The organism is Microbacterium sp. MYb66 (assembly GCF_002979435.1).
Classification (GTDB): Bacteria; Actinomycetota; Actinomycetes; order Actinomycetales; family Microbacteriaceae; genus Microbacterium.
In genome coordinates, this window is sequence record NZ_PCOV01000002.1 from 30906 (window position 1) to 50000 (window position 19095).

Consider the following 19095-nt stretch of genomic DNA (forward strand, 5'->3'; position numbering starts at 1 on the left):
AGGCTCTACTCTGACCACCTCGCGGCGCCCCGGCCGGGAGCACCCAGGAGAGGCGCGATGACAGCCACGCTCGACAGCGATCTCGAGACCGCTCACGCCGCATGGCACCGTTCGGTGGAGCAGCGACGCACGGCCCCGCACGGCCCGCTGAGCACCACGAGCCTGGAATGGCTGCGTCCGGGAGAGCAGCTGCTCGACCACGTCCCCGGCGCGTGGTCGCTTCATCCGGACGGTCGGATCTCGGTCCACTTCGCCCTCGCCGACGGCGTCGCCGACGAGAACCTCGAGCCGGTGCAGGCAGTGGTGCTCGGGCCGTTCGCACGGAACGAGGGAGCACTCCTCGCCTGGCGCGGATGCCGGATCGACGTCGCAGAACGCGGCGGTGAGATCGCGGTGCGGGTGCGCGACCCCGATTCGAAGGATCGACGGGACTATCGCGGCACCGAGACCTTCCCCCCGCTCTCCCGGTGGGTCATCACGGGGAGGTTCCTCCCGGCAGCGCGGCAGGAGGTCCTCGTCGACACCGCCGTCTCCGGATCACAGCAGGGATACTCGTCTCCCGGGGTCGTCGAGTTCGAGATCGAGGGCGAACCGCATCGGCTGACGCTGTTCCCCGGAGCCGGCGCCCGGCGCGCCCGCGCCCTGTTCGCGGACGGCACGAGCGGTGAACGGACTCATCCCTCGGGAAGGTCCGTGGAGGTCGTGCTCGGCCAGGACGGCGCGGCCATGATCGACTTCACGAGGGCGACCAACCCGCCGTGCGCATACTCCGACAACGCGACGTGTCCGTTCCCCCCGCCGGAGAACCGACTCGCCGTCCGGATCGAGGCCGGCGAGCTGAGACCTCGGATCCCGAGCTGAGGCCGCGGATCATCAGCGGACGTCGGATGCGCGTTCAGCGTCGAGGCGTCCACCCCAGGGCCGGCCCGACCTCCTCGGCCAGGACCCGGAGGATGTGCCGGTAGTCTTCCCGACCGAACTGGAAGGGCAGCTCGAACAGCAGCTCGTCCGCGGCCTGCACGGCCGCATCCAGGCGGAGCGCGTCGACGATCGACGCGGTCGACCCGAGCACATCGGGTGCGATGATCGTGCGGCGCTCACCCTGCGGCTGCCGCGTCCGCGGGGTGCGCGCGTCCACATACGACGCGAAGCGCGCGCGCTGCTCATCCGTCGCACCGTCGGTGGGGATGACCACGCGTCCCACCGAGACCACTGCTTCCTCTCCTGCCGCGTGCACGCTCCGGAAGAGATCGATCTGTTCCCGTTGCACGGTGGTGAAGACCTCTGAGTTCTCTGCGGTGGAAATGTTGCTCACCAGCAGCTTGAAGCCGGCCTCTCCCGCCCACCGCGCGGAGCGGAGGGATCCCGCGCCATACCAGAGACGCTCGGCGAGGCCCGGGCTGTGCGGTTCGACCCGATCGGACGAGAACTCTCCCACGCCGCCAAGCCCGATCGCCCGCTCGCCGCCCTCGGTCACCGGGACACCGGCGAGGAAGGACCGGATGCGCTCGACGCGGTCGTAGCTGATGTCCTCCTCCTGCCAACGCGGGCCGAGGATGCGTTCGCTGACACTGTCGTCGTGCTTCGCCTTGCCCACGCTCAGGCCCGGCTGCAGCCGTCCGCCCGAGAGGATGTCGGCCAGCGCGAGGTCCTCGGCGAGACGCAGGGGCGACTCATAGATCGTGGGGATCACGGCCGTACCCAGGTCGATCCGCGAGGTGCGCTGCGCCGCGGCGGAGAGGAAGACCGCGGCGCTCGGCACCCCGTACTGGATGTGCCGCGTGCGGATCCATCCGCCGTCGAGCCCGAGCTCCTCCGCGTAGGCGAAGAGGTCGAGCGCGTCCTCGAGACCCGCAGCCGGATCGTCACGCGTGAACGGGACGATGTGCAGGAAGCTCAGCTTCTTCGGAGTGCGGGCGGTGCTCATGCGTGATTCTCCTGAAGGGATGGGATCGTATCGATATCGACCAGGAAGGCGTGCAGCTCCAGGACCTTACGGCCGTCGATCCACAGCCCGTCGCGCTCCGGGTCTCGATGGAAGCCGGTGGCCAGATAGAGGGCGTGCGCTCCGGTCATCTGCGGGGCGCTCTTGAGGAAGACACGCGGGATCCCGCGCTCACGTGCGAGCTCGATCACATGCCGTGTCAGCGCCGCGCCCAGTCCACGCCGACGCGCCTGCGGGGCGACGGCCAGCAGGCGGAAGGTCAGGTCCTCCGGCCCCGCATCCTCCATCAAGGGGGACCCGCCGGCGCTGGCCGTGGTGACGGAGCCGAGGATCTCGCCCTTCTCGGCGTCGACGGCCACCCACACGTCGTAGGCCTGAGCACGGTTGCGCGCGAGGCGCATGGGATCGTCCCCGTGTTCGCGGGGTCCGTAGTCGTGCTCGTATGCCGACCGGATGAACTCATCGATGCGCTCGTACTCGTCGTCGGCCGCGAGTCGGATCTGCACCGCGGTCATGGAGCGGGCACGTACTTGTCGGCGATCTCCGAGAAGCCGTTGGCGCGCAGCCAATCCGGGTTGTACTCGCGGGTGACGTAGTCACGCCCACTGTCCGCCGAGAACGACACGATCACCGACCCCGGGTCTACTTCCTTCGCCAGTTCGACGGCGACGAGGAGACTGAGGATCGAGGTGGGTCCCAGCACGAGGCCTTCCGTGCGCGCCACGTGCCAGCCGTAGTCGATGACCTCGGCTTTGGACCGCGTCTCGATCCGGTCGATGAGGTCGAGATCGATGTTCTCGGGAAAGTCCCGCTCCAGCTCCTGCCAGCCGTCGCGTCGTTCGAAGTAGGCGCGCAGGTTCGACTTGTCGACCTTCTCCGTCCAGTCCGTCGCGATGATCTGCAGGTCGGGCCGCCTCGAGCGGAGGTAGCGACCGGTTCCGCTGACGGTTCCCCCGGTGGCGACGGCGGCGATCCAGTGGCTCACGCCCCCTGCCGTCTGCTCCCAGATCTCGGGCCCTGTCGACTCCTCGTGCGAGGACGGGTTGTACGCCGTCGAGGCTTGACGAGCCCACCAGTTCGACGGGTCCTCGCGTTCGTAGCGCGCTGCGATCGCCTCCCAGTTCTCGGGATGATCGGTGGGAACGTCGTTGCGCCCGGGGACGATGTCGGCGCCGAGGAAGCGCAGCAGGTTCGCCTTCTCGGGCGAGAGGGTCGCGTTGGCGACGATCGTGACCGGATGCCCGGTCGCGAGTCCGGCGAGCGCGTAGCCGATGGCCGTGTTGCCCGCGCCGAAGTCGACGATGCGCTGACCTTCGGCGAGCTCGCCTGCGGCGATAGCCGAGCGCACGATGTTCACGCCGATGCGATCTTTGCTCGATCCTCCGATGTTGAACTGATCGAGCTTGACGTAGATCGTGCCGGGGGCATCCGGCGCGAGCCTGTTGACACGGACGAGCGGAGTTCCCCCCACCAGCTCGAGGACGTCGTCGACGACCGGTGCGTCACGCGGATCGCGGAAGCCCTGGGGGAGGCTCCAGCGGCCTCCCGTCTCGGTACTGGTGTCGGTCACTGGTGGCTCCCTAAGCATGGTCGAGCGGCAACCTCAGCAGAGTAGGACGGTCGGGACCGCGCGTCGGTGCCCCGATGTCGTCCACCGTCATCTGATGAAAGACGGCGTAACAAGTCAGGGCCTCCGATGGGCCCCGGTTACCCCGGATTGCACGGGCGCGGAGCCCCCCGTCGCGTGCGCCCTAGCATCGCCATAGGCCGGAGAGACCGCGCCTGCATCCGTCAGGAGAGTCGTTGTCCACCATCCCCGGAACCAAGATCCTCTGGTACCTGAAGCACATCGACGGCCGTCATCCGTGGACGGCGGCGGGCCGGTACGAGCCGGACTTCGGTCGACTGATCCGTACCGCCAAGGCCCTGGACCAGTCCGGGTTCTACGGTGCCCTGCACGGCACGTCGAACAATGATCCGCTGGTATCGGTCGCCGCCCTGATCGCCGCCACGGAGCGGCTGCGATTCCTGATCCCGGTGTACCCGGGCCTCACCAATCCGCGCCTCCTCGCCAAGCAGGCTCTGACCTTTGATCAGTACTCCGGTGGCCGCCTGCTGATCAACATCGTCAACGGGCAGGATCCGCAGCTGCGCCCGTACGGGCAACTCGTCCCGCACGAGCGCAGGTATGCGCAGAGCGTGGAGTACTGGCGCCTGTTCACCTCCTTCTACGAGGGCGGACCAGGGGTCTATGACGGCACGTATCTCGACACGAGGCACGTGACGGGTGACAAGACCCAGGTCGGCGCCCCGATCTCGGCCGACCATCTCGCCGGCATCCCGTACGGGCCGTTCCAGACGCCGCACGTTCCTCTTTGGGGCGCGGGAGCGTCGCCAGCCGGGCAGGACCACGCGGGCCAGATCGTCGAGGTGTACCTGTCGTTTCTCCGTGGATTCGACGCCGTCGCCGCCCAGGTGCGCGCGGCGCGCGCGGCCGCGGCTCGGCACGGGCGGGAGTTCCAAGGCGTCGGGATCCACGGCTCGCTCATCGTCCGTCGCACGACCCGTCAGGCGGAGGACGCGTTCTACGAGGGGCTCGCCGCGGTGGGGGCGGAGCAGTTCGCCGCCGACACGGATGAGCGGATCCGCCGCACGACGGGTGGCACGTTCGACCTGTCGACGTTCGTCGCCCCCGATGCACAACGCCAGGGATGGATCGACGCCCTGCGCGCCGGTCGGCTGCCGACGCTCGACGAACTGCGGATCGAGCCCGGTGTCTACGCGGGTCTGACCGAGTTCATCCCGCTCCTCGACTACTCCGGCGGGGGCGCGGCGACGTACCTGGTCGGCGCGGGCGAGGAAGTCGCGGCGCGGCTGCGGCGCTACCGCACCGAGATCCCCGGTGTCGACCGCTTCATCTTCTCGGGCTGGCCGCTCGAGGAGGAAGCGCTGCAGGTTGCCGACCACCTCTTCCCGTACATCGACGATCTGGAGTCCTGAGATGACCGCTGCCGCGACGATCCCCCTCGCGACCGGGGACCATGTGTTCGCCGCGCGAGACAGCGGAGAGCTCCTGCTCACCGTTCACGCCTCCGAGCGCGTCCCCCCGACGTCCGTGCTGCTGTACCTGCACGGAGGCGGATGGGCGGGAGGCGACCGGTCCCCCGATAACCTTCGCACCCGGCTCCTGCCCCTCACCGAGCTCGGCGTCGTCGTGGTGTCCGCCGACTATCGCCTCAGCGGTGTCGCCGTATGGCCGGCGCAGCTGCTCGACGCCGGCGACGCCGTCGAGTGGATCGCGGAATCGTTCCCCGGTCTCCCGGTGTTCGTCTCCGGCTCGTCGGCCGGCGGTCACCTGGCCGCGCTCCTCGGTCTCGGCGCGTGGGAACGGCTCGTGGGGCGGCCCCACACGCGCAGCCCAGCGGGCGTCGTGACGTATGCGACGGTCGCCGACCCCTATCAGTGGGACGAGGAGCGGCTGCAGCAGCCCCTTCCCGTTCCCGGCACGTTCGCGCACTGGTCGTACTCACGTCACGGGCAATGGCCGCCGGGGGGCCTTGGCCGCAAGCTCCTCGACGGCGCGGATCTGTCGGTGTCGCCGCGCGTGTACAACCATGTCTCCACCGACCCGGTGCCCTTCCTCATCGTGCATGGAGACAGGGACACATGCGTCTCCTACGACGAGAGCATCCAGCTCTTCGACACGCTCTCCGCGCGCGGGGGTCGCGCCTGGCTCCTGGGGGTGGCGGGAGCCGATCATGAGGACGCCGCCTTCGACGAGCCCATCGTGCGAGGCGCGGTGGCGTCGTTCATCGCGCAGTTCCGCGCGACCCCGTAGCCCGCCACGATGCGCGCCGCCAAAACCCCGCACACTCATCGGTGAGCGAGGTCTCGACGAGGCGCTCCGCACCGCTCAGTGGAAGAAGTGGCGCTCTCCGGTGAAGAACATCGTGACCCCGGCCTTGCGGGCGGCGTCGACGACCTCCGCGTCACGGACGGACCCGCCGGGCTGCACGATGGCCGTGACCCCGGCGTCGATCAGCACCTGGGCGCCGTCCGCGAACGGGAAGAACGCGTCGGACGACGCCACCGATCCGGCTGCGCGGTCACCTGCCCGCTCGACCGCGAGGCGGCACGAGTCGACGCGGTTGACCTGGCCCATGCCGACGCCGACCGTGGCGTTGTCCTTGGCCAGCACGATGGCGTTGGACTTGACCGCGCGGCAGGCCTTCCACGCGAAGATCAGGTTCTCCATCTCCTCGTCGCTGGGGCGCTCACCCGAGACGAGCTCCCAGTTCTTCGCGACCGAGACGATGTCGTCCGGGAAGCGGTCGGCATCCTGCAGCAGCAGCCCGCCCGAGACGAGGCGCACGTCCATGCGCTCCTGCTGCCAGTCTTGGGGCAGCTGCAGCAGGCGCAGGTTCTTCTTCGCCTTGAACACCTCGAGCGCTGCCGGCTCGAAGGACGGGGCGACGATCACCTCGGTGAAGATGTCCTTGAGATTCTCGGCCATCTTCAGCGTCACGGTGCCGTTCGCGGCGATCACGCCGCCGTAGGCCGAGACTGGATCGCACTCGTGGGCGCGCAGGTGCGCACTGGCGATCGGGTCGAGCGCGTTCGGCGCCGTGGTCGCGATGCCGCACGGGTTGGCGTGCTTGATGATCGCGACGGCCGGTTTGACCATGTCGTATGCGGCGCGCAGAGCAGCATCCGCGTCGACGTAGTTGTTGTACGACATCTCCTTGCCCTGCAGCTGCGTCGCCTGGGCGATGCCGTGTCCGCCGGCGCGGGTGTAGATCGCCCCGCGCTGGTGCGAGTTCTCGCCGTAGCGGAGGGTGGCGAGGCGCTCGGCCTGGATCGTGAGGTGCGTGGGGAGGTCGCCGTCGTCCTGCAGCGTGCCCTCGGCGAACCACGACGCCACAGCGGTGTCGTACGCGGCCGTGTGGGCGAACGCGCGGGCGGCGAGCTCGCGGCGCTGCGACAGCGAGGTGCCGCCCGCGTCGAGCGCCGAGACGATGCCGGGGTACGACTGCGGCGAGACGACGATCGCGACGTTGGCGTGGTTCTTCGCGGCAGCCCGCACCATCGCGGGGCCGCCGATGTCGATCTGCTCGACCACGTCGTCACCGACGGCACCCGACGCGACCGTCTCCACGAACGGGTAGAGGTTGACGACGACCAGCTCGAACGGCGTGATGTCGAGCTCGGCGAGCTGACGCTCGTGGTCCTCGAGGCGCAGGTCGGCGAGCAGGCCACCGTGGATCTTCGGGTGCAGCGTCTTGACACGACCGTCGAGCATCTCTGCGACCCCCGTGACGGCGGCCACGTCGGTGACGGGGAAGCCCGCCTCCCGGATGGTCGATGCGGTCGAGCCGGTCGAGACGATCTCGACGCCCGCGTCGGCGAGCGCCGCGGCCAGGACGAGCAGGTCGGTCTTGTCGCTCACCGAGACGAGCGCGCGCCGGATCGGAACGGCATCGCGATCGCGGTAGAGCGTGGGGTCGTGGCGGGGGCCGGCCATGATGGGCTCCTTCGTGCGGGTGCGTCGGGTGGGGGTCAGGATGCGGGTGTCAGGGAGAGTTCGCCGGTGGCGATGCCCCGGACGACGTCGATCAGGAGTCGGCGTTCGACGGGCTTGATGCGCTCGTGCAGGCTGTGCTCGGTGTCGCCGTCGAGGATCGGCACGCGCTCCTGCGCGAGGATCGGTCCGGTGTCGACGCCGTCATCGACGACGATCACGCTGGCGCCGGTCTGTGCTGCGCCGGCGGCGAGGGCGTCACGGACGCCGTGCGCCCCGGGGAACTCCGGCAGGAACGCCGGGTGGGTGTTGATCAGGCGCGGCGAGTACGCGGCGACCAGCGACGCGGGCAGCAGACGCATGAGCCCGCTGAGGACGACGAGGTCGGGAGACCAGACGGCGAGCTGGCGACCGAGCTCCTCCCCCCAGGCCTCGCGGCTCTCGTGCTCGTGCCATGGCACCGTGAAGCTGGGGATGCCGAACTCCTCGGCGTGGGCGAGACCATCGGCCTCGCGGTCGGCACCGACGACGATCACCCTGGCAGGGAAATCGGGATGACGAGCGGCCTCGAGGAGGGCGCGAAGGTTCGAGCCGGCGCCCGAGATGAGAACGGCGACCGTGAGCACGCGCCCAGTCTACCGGGGCGCGCAACCGTGCTCCGCCCGGCACCCGCCACCGCGCAGACGATGTCAGTCGGGCCGATCTCCCTGATCGGACTTCGGCGGCGCGAACCGTCGGAGGTCGTCGAGCGGCGCCGTGTCATCGAGGGCCGAGGTCTCCAGGAGCGCCGAGCCGGAGGGCGCGCCACCCGGCCCCGCCGGAGCCGGGCTCTGGTCGAGTTCCGACATCTCGGCGATCCAGCGATCCGTCCGCTCTTCGGCCAGCTCGTCGCGGTGACGGGGCGAGAGCAGCAGGATCGCGGCGCCGACGAGCACTTCCAGCCCCAGCGCGAGCGCGAAGGGGAGCACGGCCGGTCCGACCACCGCCAGCCGACCGGGACCCATCGACCCGTTCGCGAGTGCGGCGCCGAGTCCGCCGATCCCCGCGCTGACTCCCGCGATACCCACGGCGATGACGGCGCGCTGCAGGAGGCCGAGCGGCGTGCCCTCCCAGACGAGGCGGGACCGCACCGCCCATCCGGCGAACGCACCGGCGGCGATCGGGACGAGCACGACGATCAGCATCCAGATCGAGCCGTTCTCGGGCAGCAGTCCGAAGACGGGGATGCCGGGGACGACACCGAGCTGCGTACCCGCCGGCGACACCGCGGTGCCGGCACCGACGGCGAAACCGGGACCGGCGAGCCACGACGCGGTCCACACGATCAGAGTCGGCAGGTAGACGAGTTGGGCGAGGGTCATGACCGTCGCCCCGAGAGCGTCGACGCGGGCCGCTTGGAACAGCGCGACGACCTCGCCCCCTCGGAACAGCGTGGTGACGGCGAGTGCCAGGGCGGATGCCCCGACGACTCCGACGAGTGCGAACGCCGTGCCGCGCACGATCGCCGGCGGCACCGGCGCCCAGTCCTCCCGCGCATCGAACCGATCGTGGATGCGATCGAGGAGGCCGCCGTCGCCTTCCTCCCACGCGATGCGGACGGCGCCGCACAGCACACCCACGAGGTAGACGGCGGCGGGAAGCAGGATCGCGAGCGGCAAGGAGGTGCGCACGGCTTCCAGTCGCGTCGTCAGCGCCACACCCGCCGAGATGAGGGCGAAAACTCCGGCACCCGACAGCGAACCGAGCAGCCAGGCCCCTGCGGTCGCCGCCCTGCCGCCGGAGCGCGCAGCGAACAGCAGGGTGAAGAGCAGGAACGCCAGCGGGGTGATCGACACCGCGAAGGAGGCGGCCGCGGCGGGGATGCCGAGCGCGACGAGAACCTCATCGGGGATCGTGATGTCGAGGGGCACGCCGTGTCCGAACTCCCACAGCGTTCCGGTGAGCGGCCAGAGCGCGCCCCAGTCCGCGGTGACGCCGAAGGCGAGCGTCCACAGCAGCGTCAGCGGCGCCAGGAGCACGACGAGACCGACCGCAGCGGCGATGGCGGCGTCGAAGGCGGCGAGGAGCGCGACGAGGAGGCGTTGCATAGCGTTTCGAGACTACGACGAGTTCCCCCGGAGCCCCTGGGGGCGCGCGCGAGGCCGACGACACGATAGCGTTTCTCCGGAGGTTTCCCGATGACAACTGCCCCGCCCGCCCCGGCATCCACCGAGCCCAAGAACTCTCTGGACCGCTTCTTCGAGATCAGCAAGCGCGGATCCACGATCGGCACCGAGATCCGAGGGGGCCTGGTGACCTTCGTCACGATGGCCTACATCGTGATCCTCAACCCGATCATCCTCTCCGGCAAGCCCGACGTCGCCGGCGACATGCTCAGCTTCAACGCCGTGGGGGCCGCCACCGCGCTGACCGCCGGCGTGATGACGATCTTGTTCGGCCTGGTCACGCGCCTGCCGTTCGGTTTCGCCGCCGGACTCGGCATCAACGCGTTCGTCGCGTTCTCGGTCGTCGGACAGGTGACCTGGCCCGAGGCCATGGCCCTCGTGATGATCAACGGTGTCGTCATCGTGCTGCTGGCGGCCACCGGGCTGCGGAAGGCGATCTTCGACGCCGTGCCGTTCCAGCTGAAGATCGCGATCACGGTCGGCATCGGCCTCTTCATCGCCTTCATCGGCTTCGTCAACTCCGGCTTCGTCACCGCCACCGGCGCCTCGTCGCCGCCGGTCGGCCTCGGTGTCAACGGCTCGGTCGCCACGGTGCCGACCCTGCTCTTCGTGATCACACTCCTGCTGACCGGCATCCTCGTCGCGCTCAAGGTCAAGGGCGGCATGCTCATCGGCCTGATCGGCGGCACCGTGCTCGCCGTGATCGTCGAGGCGATCTGGCACATCGGCCCGCGCGGGTTCGACGACGAGGGCAACGTGGTCAACCCCGGCGGCTGGGGCCTCACGGTTCCCGCTCTGGACGGCTCGCCCGTCGGCGTGCCCGACCTCAGCCTGATCGGCGCTGTCGACTTCAGCTTCGACCTGAGCAAGGTCAGCCTGGTGGCGATCGTGATGATCGTCTTCACCCTGCTGTTCACGAACTTCTTCGACGCCATGGGCACCATGACCGGTCTCGCCAAGGAGGCGAACCTGGCCGACGACAACGGCGACTTCCCGCGCATCAAGTCGGCGCTGGTCGTCGAGGGTGTCGGTGCGATCGCCGGTGGTGCGACCTCGTCGTCGTCGAGCACGGTCTTCATCGAGTCGGGTGCCGGCATCGGCGAGGGCGCGCGCACGGGACTCGCGAACGTCGTCACCGGTGTCGTCTTCCTGATCGCGATGTTCCTGACCCCGCTCACCTCGATCGTCCCGACCGAGATCGCCGCGGCCGCGCTGATCATCGTCGGTGCGATGATGATGGCGCAGATCCGCTACATCGACTTCACCGACTTCCGCGTGCTGCTGCCCGTGTTCCTCACCGTCTCGGTCATGCCGCTGACGTACTCGATCGCGAACGGCATCGGCGCGGGCTTCGTCAGTTGGGTGCTCATCCACGCGTTCTCGGGCAAGGTCAAGACCATCAGCCCGCTGCTGTGGGTCGTCGGCGCCGGCTTCCTGATCTTCTTCGCCCGAGGGCCGATCGAGGCTCTCTTCGGCGTCGGGATCTGACACCGGACCTGCACACGGACGAGGGGCGGATGCTGCGGCATCCGCCCCTCTGTCGTCTTCAGCCCGCGTAGGCGGCGGCGAACTCGGCGGACGGCTCGATCGGCTCGATCACGTCGATCAGCACGCCACCGGGAGCCTCGACGATGAAGTGCCTCTGCCCGAAGGCCTCGTCCCGTAGGGGCAACCGCTCTGGCAGCCCGCGCTCCCCCACCAGGCGAGCGTGTTCCGCGGTCGCATCCGGCACCTCCACGTTGAGCAGCAGGCCGCGAACGGGTTCGCGAAAGCCCTCGGGGATGGTCTCGTGGGTGCGGTCGAGGATCGCCAGCTCTCCCCCATCGAAGCGCAGACTCACGTACCAATCGGCTTCGAACGTCGTCTCGAAACCGAGTTCGTCGCGGTAGAACCGTGCTGCGGCGGCGACGTCGTCCACCATCAGCACCGGGTAGAAGCTCGTGATCTCCATCATCTCTCCTCTTACGTACAGTGTGTTTGTATCTGTCGGCTAGGATACATACACGCCGCACGTAAAGGAATCCCATGCCCCGAGCATCCGCCGCCGACGCGGCAGAGACCGCCCGCCGAATCCTCGACGTCGCCACCGCGCACTTCGCCGAGCACGGCTACGCCGCAGCGTCCGTCGACGAGATCGCCCGGGCTGCGGGCGTGACGAGGGGCGCCGCCTACCACCATTACTCGTCGAAGCCGCTGCTCTTCGCCGCCGTCGCCGCGGCCCAGCAGCAGTCCGTCGCCGAGGCGATCGTCACCGCCACGCGGGGAAGCGCTCCGGACACCGCACTGCGCGACGGCAGCCACGCCTTCCTCGACGCCATCACCCGAGGAGCGGCTTCGCGCGTGCTGCTCGTCGACGGTCCGGCGGTGCTGGGGTGGCAGGAGTGGCGGCAGCTGGACGCGGAGGGTCCCGAACGGGAGCTGCGCGCGGGGCTGCGCGAGGCCGGAGCCTCCCCCGCACTGCTGGATCCGCTCACCGCAGCGCTCTCGGGAGCGATGAACGAGCTCGCTCTCTGGCTGGCCGCGCACCCCGACGATGCCGACGCGCGGACACGGGCCCACACAGCCCTCGACGGCCTTTTGGACGCTGTGGCCCCGCGCGGCTGACTCGACGCGGTCGGCGTCCACGAGCCGCCAGCACCGATGGGCATGAAAGAAGGCCCCGGAGTGGAGTCCGGGGCCTTCAGATCAAGCGTAACTCAGATCAGAGCGACTCGATGATCGCGCGCATCAGGTCGGCCGTCTCGGACGGCGTCTTGCCGACCTTGACACCGGCGGCCTCGAGGGCCTCCTTCTTCGCCTGAGCGGTTCCGGCCGAGCCGGAGACGATCGCGCCGGCGTGGCCCATGGTCTTGCCCTCGGGAGCCGTGAAGCCTGCGACGTAGCCGACGACCGGCTTGGTGACGTTGGCCTTGATGTACTCGGCCGCGCGCTCTTCGGCGTCGCCGCCGATCTCACCGATCATGACGATGGCCTTGGTCTCGGGGTCGGCCTCGAACGCGGCGAGCGCGTCGATGTGCGTGGTGCCGATGACCGGGTCGCCGCCGATGCCGATGGCGGTGGAGAAGCCCAGGTCGCGCAGCTCGAACATCATCTGGTACGTCAGGGTGCCCGACTTCGAGACGAGGCCGATGGGCCCCTTGCCCGTGATGTTCGCCGGCGTGATGCCGACGAGAGCCTCGCCCGGCGTGATGATGCCGGGGCAGTTCGGGCCGATGATGCGGGTCTTGTTGCCCTTGCTCTGCGCGTAGGCCCAGGCCTCGGCGGAGTCGCCGACGGGCACGCCCTCGGTGATGACGACGAGCAGCGGGATCTCGGCGTCGATGGCCTCGACCATCGCGTCCTTGGTGAAGGCGCCGGGGACGAAAGCGATCGACACGTCGGCGCCGGTCTCCTTCATGGCCTCGGCGACCGAGGCGAAGACGGGCAGCTCGACGGCGTTGCCGTCCTTGTCGGTGTGCGAGACCGTGGTGCCGGCCTTGCGGGCGTTCACGCCGCCGACGACCTGGGTGCCGGCCTTGAGCATGAGAGCGGTGTGCTTGGTGCCCTCGCCGCCGGTGATGCCCTGGACGATGACCTTGGAGTCCTTGTTGAGGTAGATCGACATTTCTCTAGTCCTTGTGTCTCAGCGTCGGATCACGCGTTGGCGAGCTCGGCGGCCTTGTCGGCGCCCTCGTCCATCGTGGCGGCCAGGGTGACGAGCGGGTGCGCGTACTCGGCGAGGATCGCGCGACCCTCGTCGACGCGGTTGCCGTCGAGGCGGACGACGAGCGGCTTGGAGGCCGTGGCGCCCAGCGTCTCGAGCGCGCCCTTGATGCCGTTTGCGACGGCGTCGCACGCCGTGATGCCGCCGAAGACGTTGACGAACACGCTCTTGACCTGCGGGTCGCCGAGGATGACGTCGAGGCCCGCGGCCATGACCTCAGCCGAGGCGCCGCCGCCGATGTCGAGGAAGTTGGCCGGCTTCACGCCGTTGTGGTTCTCGCCCGCGTAAGCGACCACATCGAGCGTGGACATGACGAGTCCTGCGCCGTTGCCGATGATGCCGACCTCGCCGTCGAGCTTCACGTAGTTCAGGCCCGACTCCTTGGCCTTGGCCTCGAGGGGGTCTGCGGCGTCCTTGTCCTCGAGAGCCTCGTGCTCCGGGTGACGGATCTCGGAGGCGTTGTCGTCGAGCGTGACCTTGCCGTCGAGCGCGATGATGTCGCCCTCTTCGGTGCGGACCAGCGGGTTGACCTCGACCAGCGTCGCGTCTTCGCCCTTGTAGACGTCGAAGAGCTTGACGAACACGTCGGAGACCTTCTCGACGAGGTCTTCGGGGAACTTCGCCGCGCGGGCGATCTCGACGGCCTTCGCCTTGTCGATTCCCGTGAGCGGGTTGACCTCGACGCGCGCGAGCGCCTCGGGACGCTCCACGGCGAGCTCTTCGATCTCCATGCCGCCCTCGACCGAGCAGAGGCTCAGGTAGGAGCGGTTGGCGCGGTCGAGCAGCACGGAGAAGTAGAACTCCTCGGCGATGCGCGCACCCTGCGCCACCATGACGCGCTTGACGACGTGGCCCTTGATGTCGAGGCCGAGGATGGCCTTCGCCGCCTCATAGGCCTCGTCGGGGGTCTTGGCGACCTTGACGCCGCCCGCCTTTCCACGGCCGCCGGTCTTCACCTGAGCCTTGACGACGACCACTCCGCCGATCTTCTCGGCAGCCGCCCTCACCTCTTCAGGGGTGTCCGCGACGATGCCGGCGAGGACCGGCACTCCGTACTTTTCGAAAACGTCTCGTGCCTGGTACTCGTACAGATCCACTGTGGTTCCTTCACTGGGCTGCTGTCTGGTAATTCTCTCGATGTCGAGACATCGACCAGTCCCCCAGCCTACTACCTCGCCCTGAGCGTTCCTGCGGCCTCCGTACCACCGCCGGTCAGTGCCGCGTCGGCACACCGGGCCGTCGCACCGGCAGGGCGACCCTGCGCAGCTGACGGGCGATCAGCATCGGTGCGACCACCAGCACGGTGCCGACGACGACGATCACGGGGCGCACCGTCACCACCGGCAGCGAGCCCCACAGGGCGATCAGGATCGCCGCGACGAGGGCGAGCACGAGCACGATCTCGGTCACCAGCAGCTTCCGCCGCACGGATGCGCGGTCCGCCGCCAACGTCGTCTCCCGACCCCGCACCGCGATGTGCTCGGTCCAGGTGGAGCCGTTCCACCAGCGCCGGGTGCCGCGTCGCCGCGTGTCGAACCAGCCGGCCGCGATCGCGTCATCTCTCACGCTCCCCAGTATGACGCCGCCGCATCGGCGTCACCGCCGGCCGAGGTCTAGGCTTTCGGCATGCACGAATCCGCAGAACTGCGCACCGGTGTCGTCGCCGCAGCACTCGAGCTCTTCAGCGCCCAGGGGTTCGACCAGACGTCGGTCGAGCAGATCGCCAAAGCCGCCGGCGTCTCCCGATCGACCTTCTTCCGGCAGTTCGGCGGCAAGGAGGACGTCGTCTTCGCGGATCACGAGGTGCTCCTGGAACAGCTCCGAGAGTTCCTCGACGAGGGTCATGAGGACCCGTGGGCCGCGGTGTGCGCGGCATCGGAGTCGGTGTTCACGCACTTCGCGCACGACCCGGAGCTCGCTCGACGCCGCTACCAGATCGTGCGCCAGGTGCCCGTGCTGCGCGAGCGGGAGATCATCACGGTCTTCCGTTACGAGCGACTGTTCGACGAGTACCTGCGCGGCGCGCTGCCGGGTGTCGACCCGCTGGACGCCGTCGGGTTCGCCGCGCTCGTGACCGCCGTGCACAACCACGTGCTTCGCCAGCTGCTGCGCGGACGCAAGAAGGTGCCGCTCTCGACGCTGCAGACGGCGCTGGCCGACGCCCGCCGCCGCTACGGCGTCGCGGGCGAAGCCGCCACCGCCCCGGACGACGTGGTCGTCGCGGTGTTCCCGCGCTCCATGCCGATCGCGGAGGTCACCCGTCGCCTGCAGTCGGAACTCGACTAGCCGCTCGAGGGTCGTGGAACCGAGTATCGAGGAGTACGATACTCAGGTCCACAAAGGAGCCCCATGAGCACTGCAGCCTCCCCCTTCCCCGGCGAGCGCGTCTCGTCGTACGACATCACCGGACGTCAGGACAGCGACTACTACGCGGTCTTCACCGACATCCCGGCCGCCGACCGCGAGGCCTGGGACCGTGCGAAAGCCTACGTCGACGAGGTGGCGCCGCAGATGGCGGACGCCTGGGACCGCGCGGAGTACCCGCTCGACGCCGCCCGTCGGATGGGTGAGATGGACCTGGTGGTCGACGGCGTCCAGCACCCGGAGCTCACGAGCCTGTCGCCGCTGGCTGCCGGTCTGGTGAACATGGAGATCTCCCGCGGCGACGGCTCGCTGGGCACGATCCTCGCCGTGCAGGGCGGCCTCGCACTGCGCACCCTCGCCCTGTTCGGCTCGCCGGCGCAGCAGGAGAGATGGCTCACCGCCCTCGCCGACGGTTCGGTGCTCGGATCCTTCGCCCTCACGGAGCCCGACCACGGCTCGGACTCCGTCTCCCTGGAGACCGTGGCGCGCCGCGACGGCGACGGCTGGGTCATCCGCGGAACGAAGAAGTGGATCGGCAACGGCGCCTCCGGCGGCATCACATTCGTCTGGGCCCGGGTCGACGACGAGTCCGCCGAGGAGCACGGCGCGGTTCGGTGCTTCCTGGTCGAGCAGGATGCCCCGGGCTACACCGGCACCGTCATCCGCGGCAAGGCCTCGCTGCGCGCGATCCACCAGGCGCACGTCCTCCTCGACGATGTCCGGGTGCCGCTGGACGCGGTGCTGCCGGGGACGAAGAGCTTCCGCGACGCGTCGACGGTGCTCTACGCGACCCGCTCCGGCGTCGCCTGGTCGGCCCTCGGGCACGCGACCGCCTGCTACGAAGCCTCGCTCGCCTACGCGAAGGAGCGCGTGCAGTTCGGCAAGCCGCTCGCGAAGTTCCAGATGGTGCAGGAGCGCCTGACCCACATGCTCGAAGACCTCACCGCCATGCAGCTGTACTGCCGCCGGATGGCCGACCTCGAGACCGCCGGCGAACTGCGTCCGACCCAGGCGTCGCTCGCGAAGTTCCACAACACGCGCGCCGCCCGTCGGATCGCGTCCATCGCCCGCGATCTGCTCGGCGGCAACGGCATCCTGCTCGAGAACGGCGTGATCCAGCACATGGCCGACATCGAGGCCATCCACACCTACGAGGGCACCGAGAGCGTGCAGGCCCTGCTGCTCGGGCGCGACATCACCGGGATGAGCGCGTTCGCCTGAGAAGGGATCCTCGGGATCCGTTCACCGACCGCCGGCGCGCACGTGCCGCTCTCGGCTCGCGGCCGCTCCGGCGAGGGCCTGCACGCCGAGCAGGATGACCAGCGCCGCGACCGGCACGGCCCATCCCCCGACGGCGGCGTGGAGGATGCCGAGGCCGAGTGGGCCGAGGCCCGCCAGCAGATAGCCGATCCCCTGCGCCATGGTCGACAGATGCGCCGTGTGCCTCGCATCGGGTGCACGGAGCACGATGTAGGTCAGCGACAGGGCGATGGCCGCGCCTTGGCCGAGCCCCAGCAGCGTCATCCATGCCCAGGGCGCGGCTCCTCCGGGCGCGACGAGAAGCCCGATCAGCCCCGCCGCGCACAGGAGGGCGGAGAGCAGAACGGGGAGCCACGTCGGCCGGATCCAGCGCAGCGTCGTCGGCACGAGCAGCGCCGCCGCGATGCCGGGGAGGCTCGAGTACGACAGCAGCAGGCCGGCGTCGGACACCGAGACCCCGGCATCCTGCAGCATCGTGGGGATCCACGTCAGCGCCGCGTAGTAGCTCAGGCTCTGCAACCCCATGAAGCCCGTGACCGCCCAGGCGACGGGGTCGCGCAGCAGCGCCGACATGCGCGGCTCGTCCCGGGGCTCCACGATCGCGTCGCCGGGCACGCCGGCCACGGCCGGTGACTCGGAGACCGCACGCATCGCCCGCGGCAGCCAGATCAGCAGCGCGAGCACGGCGGGAATCGCCCAGATCGCCAGGGCACCCCGCCACGAACCGTCGAGAGCGGTCATGAACGGCACCGTCAGGGCCGCGGCCGCGGCCGCGCCGAGGAACAGCGCCGTGGAGTACAGCCCCATCATCAGACCGAGTCGGTGCGCGAAGTCCTGCTTGATCACGGCCGGCATGCAGACGTTCGCCACGGCGATGCCCGCACCGACCAGCACCGTGCCGCCGAAGAGCGCCACCGGAGAGGGAAGGAGTCGGATACCGATGCCGATCGCCACGACGACCATCGTGAGCGCGAGCAGGCGATGGAGCCCGATCCACCGGGTGAGGGCCGGGGTGAGGAAGGCGAAGGCGCCGAAGGCGAACACGGGGATCGTCGTCAGAAGCCCTGCCGCCGCCGCGGGGATGCCCAGCTCCTGCTCGATCGCGGGGAGCACCGGCCCGACCGACGCGACACCCATGCGGAGGTTCAGGGCGATCATCAGCAGACCGATGCCCACGTAGATCCCGGTGAGGATCGCGCCACGCCGGACGGACGGCGTGCTCAGCGGGGTCGGGGCGGTGTCGAACGGCTCCTGCATCGTGGTCATGCCTCGAGTCCAGCACCCGGCCCGGGCGTCGGGAAACACGTAAACTGCATCGTGATGTCGAATACTCGCCAATCGTCCCGGATGGTCGACCTGAACCTCGTCGACTTCGACTCCCTCGCCGCCCTGCCGATGGAGGGCGCATACCGCTTCGCGCACGCCGAGACGTCGCCGCGCCACGCCCACCCGCTCGGGCACCTGGTGCACGCGGCATCGGGAGTGCTGTCGCTGCTCACCGACGACGGCGCCTGGATCGCGCCGTCGACGCGCATGGCGTGGGTGCCCGCCGGTGCCGAGCACCGCCATCGCGCGCACGGGCGCACGGACATGCGCATCGTCCACCTCACCGATGAACTCGCCGCACGGCTGCCGTCCGCCCCCGCCGTCCTCGTCGCCACGCCGCTCGCACGCGAGGCCGTCCTGGCGATGACGTCCGACCGCTCGCGCAGCGACGCGGCCCTCGACCATCTGCGCCGCGTCGTCGTCGATGAAGCCGTCACGGCACCCGAGCAGCCCCTGCACCTGCCGGAACCCCATGACCCGCGCCTGCGTCAGGCGGCCCGCCTCGTCGAGGACGACCTCGCCGTTCCCCTGACGCTCGGCGAGCTCAGCGCGCGCACCAGCACCGCCGAGCGGACGCTGAGCCGCCTGTTCCAGCAGGAGACCGGTATGGGATATCGGCAATGGCGGCTCCAGCTGCGCGTGCATCGGGCGCTGGTCCTGCTCGCGGACGGCGCCTCGGTGACCGACGCGGCCGCCGCATGCGGTTGGGCGACGACCAGCCAGTTCATCGAGCAGTTCACGCCGCTCGTCGGGATGACCCCTGGCCGGTATCGGCTGTCACAGCTCCCGACCTGACACGACCGTTTCCCGGGGC

Annotated in this window: 19 protein-coding genes; 8 read left to right on the plus strand and 11 right to left on the minus strand. The window is 69.7% G+C overall.

Annotated features, from left to right (window positions below):
- The first annotated feature begins 57 nt into the window (after positions 1–57).
- Positions 58–861 carry a DUF1684 domain-containing protein gene (locus tag CQ045_RS03940; RefSeq protein ID WP_181156434.1) on the plus strand — a complete coding sequence of 268 codons (804 nt, stop codon included), beginning with the start codon at positions 58–60 and terminating at the stop codon, positions 859–861.
- Positions 862–895: 34 nt separating this feature from the next.
- Here CQ045_RS03940 and CQ045_RS03945 read toward each other — a convergent pair whose 3' ends face one another.
- From CQ045_RS03945 to CQ045_RS03955, 3 genes are read right to left on the minus strand one after another with little or no spacing between them, the layout of a single operon-like run.
- Entirely contained in the window at positions 896–1927 is a 1032-nt protein-coding gene (locus CQ045_RS03945; protein ID WP_105721400.1) for an LLM class flavin-dependent oxidoreductase, read from the minus strand.
- Positions 1924–2460 (minus strand): GNAT family N-acetyltransferase, encoded by a 537-nt coding sequence (locus CQ045_RS03950; protein ID WP_105721401.1) that lies wholly within the window; start codon positions 2458–2460, stop codon positions 1924–1926. The genes CQ045_RS03945 and CQ045_RS03950 overlap by 4 nt, the downstream gene beginning before the upstream one ends.
- Entirely contained in the window at positions 2457–3515 is a 1059-nt protein-coding gene (locus tag CQ045_RS03955) for a PLP-dependent cysteine synthase family protein (protein ID WP_181156435.1), read from the minus strand. The genes CQ045_RS03950 and CQ045_RS03955 overlap by 4 nt, the downstream gene beginning before the upstream one ends.
- A gap of 233 nt (positions 3516–3748) precedes the next feature.
- Between CQ045_RS03955 and CQ045_RS03960 the strand changes: the two genes are divergently transcribed.
- Both CQ045_RS03960 and CQ045_RS03965 read left to right on the plus strand, forming a co-directional pair.
- Positions 3749–4945 (plus strand): LLM class flavin-dependent oxidoreductase, encoded by a 1197-nt coding sequence (locus tag CQ045_RS03960; RefSeq protein WP_181156436.1) that lies wholly within the window; start codon positions 3749–3751, stop codon positions 4943–4945.
- A 1-nt stretch (position 4946) separates the two neighbouring features.
- The gene (locus CQ045_RS03965; protein ID WP_105721404.1) at positions 4947–5783 is read left to right on the plus strand and encodes an alpha/beta hydrolase; all 837 of its coding nucleotides are present in this window, start codon (positions 4947–4949) and stop codon (positions 5781–5783) included.
- 75 nt (positions 5784–5858) lie between these two features.
- Here the strand turns inward: CQ045_RS03965 and purH are convergent, their stop codons facing one another.
- The 3 genes from purH to CQ045_RS03980 all read right to left on the minus strand — a co-directional run bounded on the left by purH (position 5859) and on the right by CQ045_RS03980 (position 9550).
- On the minus strand, positions 5859–7466 hold the full coding sequence (gene purH, locus CQ045_RS03970) for a bifunctional phosphoribosylaminoimidazolecarboxamide formyltransferase/IMP cyclohydrolase (RefSeq protein WP_105721405.1): 1608 nt from the start codon (positions 7464–7466) through the stop codon (positions 5859–5861).
- A 35-nt stretch (positions 7467–7501) separates the two neighbouring features.
- Entirely contained in the window at positions 7502–8089 is a 588-nt protein-coding gene (gene purN, locus CQ045_RS03975; protein WP_105721406.1) for a phosphoribosylglycinamide formyltransferase, read from the minus strand.
- 63 nt (positions 8090–8152) lie between these two features.
- Positions 8153–9550, minus strand: coding sequence for a DUF6350 family protein (locus CQ045_RS03980; protein WP_105721407.1), 1398 nt, complete (start codon positions 9548–9550; stop codon positions 8153–8155).
- A 90-nt stretch (positions 9551–9640) separates the two neighbouring features.
- Between CQ045_RS03980 and CQ045_RS03985 the strand changes: the two genes are divergently transcribed.
- Positions 9641–11116, plus strand: coding sequence for an NCS2 family permease (locus CQ045_RS03985; protein WP_105721408.1), 1476 nt, complete (start codon positions 9641–9643; stop codon positions 11114–11116).
- Between the two features lie 58 nt (positions 11117–11174).
- On the opposite strand, the gene CQ045_RS03990 is transcribed toward CQ045_RS03985, so the two are convergent.
- Positions 11175–11582, minus strand: coding sequence for a VOC family protein (locus CQ045_RS03990; protein ID WP_308737003.1), 408 nt, complete (start codon positions 11580–11582; stop codon positions 11175–11177).
- Positions 11583–11653: 71 nt separating this feature from the next.
- Between CQ045_RS03990 and CQ045_RS03995 the strand changes: the two genes are divergently transcribed.
- Positions 11654–12232, plus strand: coding sequence for a TetR/AcrR family transcriptional regulator (locus CQ045_RS03995; RefSeq protein WP_105721410.1), 579 nt, complete (start codon positions 11654–11656; stop codon positions 12230–12232).
- Positions 12233–12329: 97 nt separating this feature from the next.
- Here the strand turns inward: CQ045_RS03995 and sucD are convergent, their stop codons facing one another.
- The 3 genes from sucD to CQ045_RS04010 all read right to left on the minus strand — a co-directional run bounded on the left by sucD (position 12330) and on the right by CQ045_RS04010 (position 14897).
- Complete coding sequence (gene sucD / locus CQ045_RS04000; protein WP_105721411.1) at positions 12330–13232, minus strand: succinate--CoA ligase subunit alpha; 903 nt, start codon at positions 13230–13232, stop codon at positions 12330–12332.
- A gap of 29 nt (positions 13233–13261) precedes the next feature.
- Complete coding sequence (gene sucC / locus CQ045_RS04005) at positions 13262–14428, minus strand: ADP-forming succinate--CoA ligase subunit beta (RefSeq protein ID WP_105721412.1); 1167 nt, start codon at positions 14426–14428, stop codon at positions 13262–13264.
- A gap of 115 nt (positions 14429–14543) precedes the next feature.
- Positions 14544–14897 (minus strand): DUF2510 domain-containing protein, encoded by a 354-nt coding sequence (locus CQ045_RS04010; protein ID WP_258130943.1) that lies wholly within the window; start codon positions 14895–14897, stop codon positions 14544–14546.
- 60 nt (positions 14898–14957) lie between these two features.
- On the opposite strand from CQ045_RS04010, the gene CQ045_RS04015 reads away from it, so the two are divergent.
- Together CQ045_RS04015 and CQ045_RS04020 are read left to right on the plus strand one after the other, a co-directional pair.
- The gene (locus tag CQ045_RS04015) at positions 14958–15617 is read left to right on the plus strand and encodes a TetR/AcrR family transcriptional regulator (RefSeq protein WP_105721413.1); all 660 of its coding nucleotides are present in this window, start codon (positions 14958–14960) and stop codon (positions 15615–15617) included.
- Positions 15618–15680: 63 nt separating this feature from the next.
- Entirely contained in the window at positions 15681–16916 is a 1236-nt protein-coding gene (locus tag CQ045_RS04020; protein WP_105721414.1) for an acyl-CoA dehydrogenase family protein, read from the plus strand.
- A gap of 21 nt (positions 16917–16937) precedes the next feature.
- Here the strand turns inward: CQ045_RS04020 and CQ045_RS04025 are convergent, their stop codons facing one another.
- Positions 16938–18221: an MFS transporter gene (locus CQ045_RS04025; RefSeq protein ID WP_105721415.1), complete on the minus strand. Its 1284-nt coding sequence runs from the start codon at positions 18219–18221 to the stop codon at positions 16938–16940.
- Positions 18222–18275: 54 nt separating this feature from the next.
- Here CQ045_RS04025 and CQ045_RS04030 point away from each other — a divergent pair, with 54 nt between their 5' ends.
- Positions 18276–19076: a helix-turn-helix transcriptional regulator gene (locus CQ045_RS04030; RefSeq protein ID WP_105721416.1), complete on the plus strand. Its 801-nt coding sequence runs from the start codon at positions 18276–18278 to the stop codon at positions 19074–19076.
- Positions 19077–19095 lie beyond the last annotated feature (19 nt).